This window comes from Chryseobacterium potabilaquae (assembly GCF_902728265.1).
Lineage (GTDB): Bacteria > Bacteroidota > Bacteroidia > Flavobacteriales > Weeksellaceae > Chryseobacterium > Chryseobacterium potabilaquae.
Genome location: NZ_CACVBR010000007.1, coordinates 133,726 through 142,093, shown reverse-complemented (window position 1 = coordinate 142,093; position 8,368 = coordinate 133,726). Strand labels below are relative to the sequence as shown.

The window sequence follows — 8,368 nt, the reverse complement described above, 5'->3', positions numbered from 1 at the left end:
CAGCAGAGTCTTTTAATGCGAAAATCAAAAACTTTAGATTGCAACTAAGAGGGGTAAAAGACAGAACCTTTTTCTTATTCAGATTATCCAAACTTTTTGCATAGCCCCCAACTTTTGCGCCTGATCCACTTTTTGCATAGCCTCCAACTTTTGCGCCTGATCCAAACATAAACAAAAAACCCTAGTCTATCAATAGATTAGGGGTTTAAACTGAGGTACCTAGCGGATTCGAACCGCTGTAGATGGTGTTGCAGACCACTGCCTAGCCGCTCGGCCAAAGTACCCTGTATTTACCATTTTTGAGGTGTGCAAATATAGTAAAAACTATTATTCAAACAAATTTTTTCATGTTATTTCTTTGGTTTAAAGAATACTCAGGATCTTTTTTGCCTGTTTATCAGCATGATAATTTTTATGTTCTTATAAAAGATGATGTTTTCTACTTTGTAGATTTATTATAATCCATTAAGGATGAGCTTTAAATTGGCCTGAGTATCAATAACAGCGGTAATTCCGGAAGGATGTAACAAAATAGTATTAGGTTTTAGATTAAAAACTTTTCCACTTATTTTTAATCCTTTATAATATTCCTTGTTGAAAGCATCTTCAATACTTTTTTTTGAACTTTCTACTAATTCCTGTGTTGGAATACCATATTCTTCTTCAATCATTTTTACAATCCTTCCTTTGAAAAGAAGAGTGGCTGTTTTTTGTAAAAAATTGGAAGTTTTTAAATTAAATTTGGTATTAGATAAAACAATTTTTTTCTTTACTTCGTCGTATACAGGTATTCCTGAAATAAATGCTTTTCCGCTTACATAACCTTCAGTTTCAGCTTCGATCATTACTCGATCGTCCACTCCATATACTTTGATATCTTTAATGGAAATTTTTGAATTCCTTACCTCATATTCTTTGTTGAGAAACATATTTCTGGCAATATTGGTCGCCTCAGTAAAAGGGATGTTAGCTGTCGTCTGCAGCATAAACTGATCTGCTAAGTTGGGAATAAAGCTGAAACTAGGTGCAGCTTTTATGGGTTGAAAAGCAGCCGGTTTATTTCCTGTAAAGGTTTCCGAGTAAATATCAATTCCAATACTAGTATTAATTTGGTTTCCTGAAAATTTCAATGGAGTGATATGTACATCTGCAGGAGTGATTTTCAACCAAGTTTTATATTCCTCAGAAATATTAAATGGTTGTGCAAAAACATTCCATGCCATAATAGCATATTGCTGGAAATTCAACTGAGTAGCCATTTGCTGATCAATTGTTTTACAAAATTTACTTTGTTGCTCTTTTAAATTGCTTTCAACCAGAGACGTAATAGGAATTTGAATTTTTCCATAATCCAAAACGGGTTTTGTTACCCATCTAAAACCGTTGGGTTGGGTATTCGTAACAATCGTCCAGTTATTTTTAAAACTTAAAGACATATTAAAAGACATAACGGTTTCGAATGTGGTACTCTGATAAGTATATACTCCCATCGTTCCAATGCCTTTTTCCGCCCATATTTTTAAAGGAACTTCAATTAATAAGTTTTGATTTGTTCCCCCGACTAAACGTATAGCACGAGTTTTCCATACTTTTACCTTAAACTGATCGTTGTTATTATCTGTATAGGAATCATCTTGATAAATTAAATCTTTTACAGAAGTATTCAGCATGTTGCTGATTTCCGAAAGAGGGATTGTTACCGGCATGGTGATGCCCGATTTTATCTTAGGGAAATTATAAGTGGCTAATTGATTATCTATAGTATTTGTCTGTGCAAAAGTGTTGACAAAAATTAATAGAAATAATATTTTAATAAATTTCAATGTATGATGTTTTTAAGAGACAAAAATAAGTATTTTAATTTTCAGGTTTAAAACTCTTCTCCAGTTCTATACTCGCACCTTTCATTTCTCCTTGCATAGGTGGAGCTGTTTTCGTAATTCTAATTTTTAGATAATCTATCTGAGGAAAGCAAGTATGAATTTTTGTAATAATCCTGCCGGCAACATGTTCTAATAGCTTAGAGCGAATGTCCATTTCATCATGGAGAATATTGTTAATATCCGCATAGCTAATGGTGTCATTTAAATTATCGGATTCTGCGGCTTGCCACAAATTGGTATGAAGTTCAAGGTTTATTATATAATAAGTCCCAATAATATTCTCTTCTTCCAAGACCCCATGATAGGCATATATTTTAACATCTTCAAGATAAATTTTGCTCATAATCCTTCATTTTATTTAGCAAAAATCGTTTTAATTCTTCAAAATCCGGACGTATTTCAATACTTTTTTTCTCTTTTTTCATTAAATTCTCTAATGCTTTCGGAAGCTCTATATTGATTTGTATTGCTGTTTCTACCACATCAGGAAATTTTACAGGATGGGCAGTTCCCAAAATAAATCCTTTTTTATGTGGATTTTCTTTCAAATATTGTTCCAATGAGATAAATGCAACAGCACTATGGGGATCAAGGGTATATCCATATTTTTTATAAACATCTTTAATAGTTTGTAAAGTTGTTTCGTCTTTAATAGAATACCCGGAAATTTTCTCTTTCAATTCATTAAAATCATGTCCGAAAAGTTCTAGAATTCTTATAAAATTACTTGGATTGCCGACATCCATGGCATTAGATAGAGTAGCAACAGTACTTTTCTGTTCTAATTTTTGGGTTTTTAAATAATGAGGGATAATGTCATTTTCATTACATGCCGCAATAAAATGGTCAACGGGAAGTCCGCGAAAATGAGCCATAAGCCCCGCGCAAATATTTCCGAAATTTCCACTAGGAACACAAATTACAGGAGCTTGGTTTTCAGTTTTTTGCCATTGTTTCAATGCGAGGAGATAATAAATCTGCTGAGGAAGCCATCTTGCTACATTGATAGAGTTGGCTGAAGTAAGAAATAGTTGGGTATTGATTTCTTCATCTGCAAATGCTTTTTTGACGAGATTCTGACAATCATCGAAGGTGCCCTCTACCTCAAGGGTTGAAATATTACTACCTAGCGCGGTCAGTTGTTTCTCCTGTACTTTGCTTACTCTCCCTTTAGGATATAAAATCACAACATTGACCCTCGGGATATTATAAAATCCATGCGCAACAGCTCCTCCCGTATCTCCTGATGTCGCTACTAAAACAGTTATTTCTTTATTTTCATTCTTTAAAAAATAAGAAAGACATCTGCTCATAAATCGAGCTCCTATATCTTTAAATGCTAATGTAGGACCATGAAAAAGCTCCAAAATAGAAATTTTTTCATTTATTTTTTGCAATGGAATCGTAAAGTTTATAGTTTCTGAAACAATTTCTTTTAAAATATCGGAGGGAATTTCATTTCCCACAAAATCTTTCATACATCGGAAGGCTATTTCTTCATGTGAAAATTGAGCTAGATTTTGAATGAATTCTTCTGTAAAAGTTGGAATATATTCAGGAAAAAATAACCCTTTTTCTTTTCCTTGCCCTTGTATGGTTGCTGTTTTAAAATTAACTTTTTCTTGTTTGTCTTTTAGATTATAATAATTCATTGGTCTTTTTTTTATGGATAATTGGAGATGGTGTACCTATTATTTTTAATTGATTATTTGGATTCCAATAGGATTTATTTTGGATAGGTAAACGAAACTTTTGATTTCAATTTCATCATACATTGATTTCATGGATTCCGCTATTTTTTTAGCAGTTTCTTCTTTTTCTGCTAGCATAAATATAGAAGGTCCGGATCCTGATATACCTCCACCTAGTGCTCCTAATTCCATACTTTTTGCTTTAATTTTATCAAACTGAGGAATTAATATACTCCGTACAGGCTCTACGATGCAATCGTGTAAACTCCTTCCTATAAGATTAAAATCATTGTTTTGTATGCCGGCTACTAAACCCGCAATATTTCCCCACTGTTTTACCGCATCTTTTAATAGAATATCTTTTTTTAAAATCTGTCTTGCATCTGATGTTTTTACTTCTACTTGAGGATGTACGGCTACTACGAACAGATTTGGTGTATTCAACGGAATAATATCAATAGGGGCTGAAGATTTAACTAAGGTAATTCCTCCGTAAATGCAGGGCGCAATATTGTCAGCATGTCGTACACCTGATGCAAGCTCTTCTCCAAACATCGCATAGTGAATCATTTCATCTTGGGATAGAATATTGCCTAATAAAACATTCGCTCCAAAGGCAGCTCCGGCGGCGCTAGCCGCACTGGAGCCTAGCCCACTTCCTGGTTTTATATTTTTATGGATAGTTACTTTAAATCCGTTTTCTAAAGCAAGATGTTCTTGAATTTTTAATAATACTATACCGGCCACATTTTTAGACGGTTCTTCAGGAAGCCCAAAATGATCAGTATGGTTAATAATAATCTCAGGACGATCTAATAATTGGAACTCCATAATATCATAGGGAGCATCTATTGCCATTCCTAAAATATCGAATCCACATACCAGATTAGCAACTGTGGCAGGAACTTTTATTTTTATTTTTTTCATATTTTTATTTTAAATGGAGCGAACAATATCTGAAAATACACCACTGGCTGTAACTTCTGCACCAGCACCGGCCCCTTTTACTACAAGAGGTTGGTCAGAATACCTTAAAGTTTTAAAAATGACAATATTATCTTTACCATAAAGATGATACAAATCGTTTTCTGGAGAAATATGTTGTAATCCTACTTTTGCTTTACCATTTTCAAATTCGGCAACATATTTTAAGATTTTGCCATTACTTTTAGCTTCATTCAATAAGTTTCTAAAGTGAGCTTCATACTTAATAAGTTTTTTATAAAAGTCTTCTACGCTTCCTTCCATACATTCTTGGGGAAGAAAAGAAGTGTTTATAATATCTTCAAATTGTAAAGAATAACCGGCTTCTCGAGCTAAAATCAAAATTTTACGGGCAACATCAGTCCCTGCCAGATCTAGCCTAGGGTCAGGTTCTGTATATCCTTCTTTTTGAGCCTGAGCAACTACTTCGGAAAATGATCTGCTTCCATCATAATGATTAAAAACAAAATTTAATGTTCCACTTAATACTGCCTGAATAGAAGTTATTTTATCACCACTTCTTATGAGATCATTAATAGTTCCTATAATAGGAAGGCCTGCCCCTACATTGGTTTCAAAGAAAAATTTACAGCTATGATTTTTAGCCATATTTTTTAACGTGGTATATTTTTCAAAGTCGGAAGAAGCAGCAATTTTATTACATGCTACAATGTTAATACTTCTTTTTAATAACATTTCATATACCTCAGGAACTTGTGGGCTTGCCGTTACATCAATAAATATAGAATTCCTAAGATTTTTAGAGATAATTTCTGCTGCAAATTTTTGAACGGAAGCTGCCTCTCCATTTTCAAGCCATTCATTATACTCTGATTTTTGAATTCCATTGTCTGCGAAATTCATTTTACGACTGTTGGATACTCCGGCAATTCTTAAATTGATTAAAAGATGATCTTTTAAATATTCATTCTGATCATAGATTTGTTGAATAAGTTTATTTCCTACATTCCCTGTACCACAGAGATATAAATGGACTTGCTTGATTTCTGATTCAAAAAACTCTTCGTGGAGAACATTGACTGCTTTTTTGATATCTTTTTCTGAAATAACAATACTAATATTTTTTTCTGAAGATCCTTGAGCGATAGCTCTGATATTAATACCATTGTTTCCTAAGCACCCAAACATTTTAGCACTTACACCACTTCTGCTTTTCATGTTTTCTCCTACCAATGCCACAATGGAAAGTTCATTTTCTATTTTTACCGGTGAAATCCTTTCTAATTTTAGATCATCAGCAAATGAATAATTAATAGCTTTTTCAGCATTTAACATATCTCTTTCATGAATTGCAATAGTAATAGAATGCTCTGAAGAACTTTGGGTAATGAGAATTACATTTATATTTTCATTACTAAGGCATTGGAATAATTTTGCTGAGATCCCAGGAATTCCTACCATTCCACTTCCTTCTAAAGTTAATAAAGAGATGTTACTCATATTAGAAATACCCACTGCAATATTTTGTCCTTCATATTCTGATGGTTTTATATGATGAGAAACTAATGTTCCTGTAGCTTCAGGTTCAAAAGTGTTTTTGATTTTAAGATCAATATTTTTTATCATCACAGGTTGAATCGTTGGGGGATATAAAACTTTTGCTCCAAAGTGGGAAAGTTCCATTGCCTCATGGTAAGAAATCTCCGGAATAGGCTTTGCATTAGATACTAATCTAGGATCAGCTGTCATCATTCCATTTACATCAGTCCATATTTGAAGTTCTTTTGCATTAATTGAAGAAGCTATAATGGAAGCTGTGTAATCTGAGCCTCCTCTTCCTAACGTAGTGGTATTGCCTTTTTGATCTTTGGCAATAAATCCTGGTGCAATAATGATTGTATTGGTGTTTTCCACCACATATTGGCTTACATTTTTTTCGGTGATTTCAAAATCTACTTTTGCATTGGTGAAATTACTATTAGTTTTGATGAGTTCTGAAGAATCCATCCATCGACAATCTAAACCTGTATGTTGGAGTCTAGCTGCAATAATTTGGGAAGAAAGAAATTCTCCATAGGATGTTATTTTATCTTTAATACGGTTCGTGAACTCACCCAATACAAAAATTCCATGGCATATATCTTCAATATCATTGAAATGTTTTTTAACAAAGCTTAACCAGGTACTTTGATCTACGACAGGAATTAATTCTTTTACGAGAGCTAAATGTTTGTTTTCTAAAATTTTGATAATCTCCAAATAGCTTTCTTTTTTTTTAGCTGCTTGCTCGGCAGCCTGTATTAAATGGTCTGTAACACTATGTAGAGCGGAAACTATAACAATGATTCTATTTTTTTGAGATTCTTTTTTTATAATACCTTCTACTTTTAGTATATTTTGAGCGTTGGCGACAGAAGTTCCGCCAAATTTTAATATTTTCATCATGTATGAATATTTTGATTATTGATTGATCATTGAATGATCATTGAAAAATGATTACTCTTCAAAAAAGAGTACGACGCATCGAAATAATATGTGAAAATTTACCCCATTATGGGGTAGTCGTAGTGGTAGTAATAGAAACAAATGATATTTCCGAAATAGAGAAATTCGGAGTCGAAATATCAGATATGTTTCTTAAATAATTCATTATTACTAATGACAAATATACAATTTAAAAAGAAATAGCAAAGTGTTTTTATCAAATTAACTTTAATATTTGATCGTTAAAAAGAAAAAGCGAACAAGATTTGTCCGCTTTTTTTACTTATTTTATGCTTTTTGAAAGATCAAGCATAGCCTCAATAGGCTTTAATGCTTTTATTCTCAATTCTTCGTCAATTAGAATCTCTGGAAGCTCATATTTCATACATAAATACAGTTTTTCCATGGTATTCCGCTTCATATAGAAACATTCTGAGCAGTTACAGCTTTCGTCGAAAACTAAAGCGGGAATCAGCTCTTTATGAGGTGCCCGTTTTCTCATTTCATGCAGAATACCTTCCTCGGTTGCTATGATGAATTTTTGGCAATCGTCTTTTTCAACATAATTGAGAAGAGCAGAAGTGGAACCAATATAGTGAGCCAGTTTTAGAACTGCTTCTTCGCTTTCAGGATGTGCGATCAATTTTGCATCAGGATTATCCGCTAATTGTTTTGCAATTCTTTCCATTGAAAATGCTTCATGAACCACACAACTTCCATCCCAAAGAATCATATCACGTCCAGTTTTTTGAGATAAATATCTTCCTAAATTTTTATCTGGCGCGAAAATGATCGGTCTGTCTTTTGGTAAAGCATCAATTATGGTTTCTGCATTTGAGCTGGTAACAATAATATCACTTTCAGCTTTGGTTTCTGCATTACAGTTGATATAGGTAGCAACCAATGCGTTCGGATGCTTTTCACGCATTTTTCTTAACCCTTCACCAGAACAACCGTCTGCTAAAGAACAACCGGCCATGGTATCGGGAAGAACCACTTTTTTCGTTGGATTCAGTATTTTGGCTGCTTCTGCCATGAAATGTACTCCACAGAATACAATCATATCAGCATTGGTTTCTTTTGCTTGTCTTGCCAATTGTAAAGAGTCTCCCAAAAAATCTGCGATATCTTGAATTTCTCCAGGCTGGTAATAATGCGCTAAAATAATGGCATTCTTTTCTTTTTTTAATGCAAGAATAGCTTTTACCAGTTCCTCACCTTCAGGAATAATAAGGTCTTTTATATCTAAATAGCCCCTAACTGGAATTGCAGATTTAGCTTTTTCAAGTGTTTCAGTACTCATATCAACCTCAATGTTTTTTGTTTATTAAAAATTATTAGGATACTTGGAATTATTATTTAATA

At 33.2% G+C, this 8,368-nt stretch carries 6 protein-coding genes and 1 tRNA gene; all 7 read right to left on the bottom strand.

Going from position 1 to position 8,368, the window contains the following annotated elements; translation table 11 throughout:
* Positions 1-213 precede the first annotated feature (213 nt).
* The 7 genes from CHRY9293_RS06270 to nadA all read right to left on the bottom strand — a co-directional run bounded on the left by CHRY9293_RS06270 (position 214) and on the right by nadA (position 8,306).
* Positions 214-284: transfer RNA gene (locus tag CHRY9293_RS06270), tRNA-Cys, on the bottom strand.
* 171 nt (positions 285-455) lie between these two features.
* Positions 456-1,823, bottom strand: a complete 1,368-nt coding sequence (locus CHRY9293_RS06265) for a DUF4403 family protein (RefSeq protein ID WP_162032184.1) — start codon at positions 1,821-1,823, stop codon at positions 456-458.
* 34 nt (positions 1,824-1,857) lie between these two features.
* Entirely contained in the window at positions 1,858-2,229 is a 372-nt protein-coding gene (gene folB, locus CHRY9293_RS06260) for a dihydroneopterin aldolase (RefSeq protein WP_162032190.1), read from the bottom strand.
* Positions 2,207-3,535, bottom strand: coding sequence for a threonine synthase (gene thrC, locus CHRY9293_RS06255; protein ID WP_162032182.1), 1,329 nt, complete (start codon positions 3,533-3,535; stop codon positions 2,207-2,209). The genes folB and thrC overlap by 23 nt, the downstream gene beginning before the upstream one ends.
* Positions 3,536-3,580: 45 nt before the next feature.
* Positions 3,581-4,501 carry a homoserine kinase gene (locus CHRY9293_RS06250; protein WP_162032180.1) on the bottom strand — a complete coding sequence of 307 codons (921 nt, stop codon included), beginning with the start codon at positions 4,499-4,501 and terminating at the stop codon, positions 3,581-3,583.
* A 9-nt stretch (positions 4,502-4,510) separates the two neighbouring features.
* Positions 4,511-6,961, bottom strand: coding sequence for a bifunctional aspartate kinase/homoserine dehydrogenase I (thrA, locus tag CHRY9293_RS06245; RefSeq protein WP_162032189.1), 2,451 nt, complete (start codon positions 6,959-6,961; stop codon positions 4,511-4,513).
* Positions 6,962-7,286: 325 nt separating this feature from the next.
* The gene (gene nadA, locus CHRY9293_RS06240) at positions 7,287-8,306 is read right to left on the bottom strand and encodes a quinolinate synthase NadA (protein ID WP_162032179.1); all 1,020 of its coding nucleotides are present in this window, start codon (positions 8,304-8,306) and stop codon (positions 7,287-7,289) included.
* Positions 8,307-8,368 lie beyond the last annotated feature (62 nt).

Bases quoted from the DNA above. Each gene is read 5' to 3' on its own strand.
- thrC (WP_162032182.1), bottom strand. From the start codon at position 3,535: ATGAATTATTATAATCTAAAAGACAAACAAGAAAAAGTTAATTTTAAA.
- CHRY9293_RS06250 (WP_162032180.1), bottom strand. From the start codon at position 4,501: ATGAAAAAAATAAAAATAAAAGTTCCTGCCACAGTTGCTAATCTGGTA.
- thrA (WP_162032189.1), bottom strand. From the start codon at position 6,961: ATGAAAATATTAAAATTTGGCGGAACTTCTGTCGCCAACGCTCAAAAT.
- nadA (WP_162032179.1), bottom strand. From the start codon at position 8,306: ATGAGTACTGAAACACTTGAAAAAGCTAAATCTGCAATTCCAGTTAGG.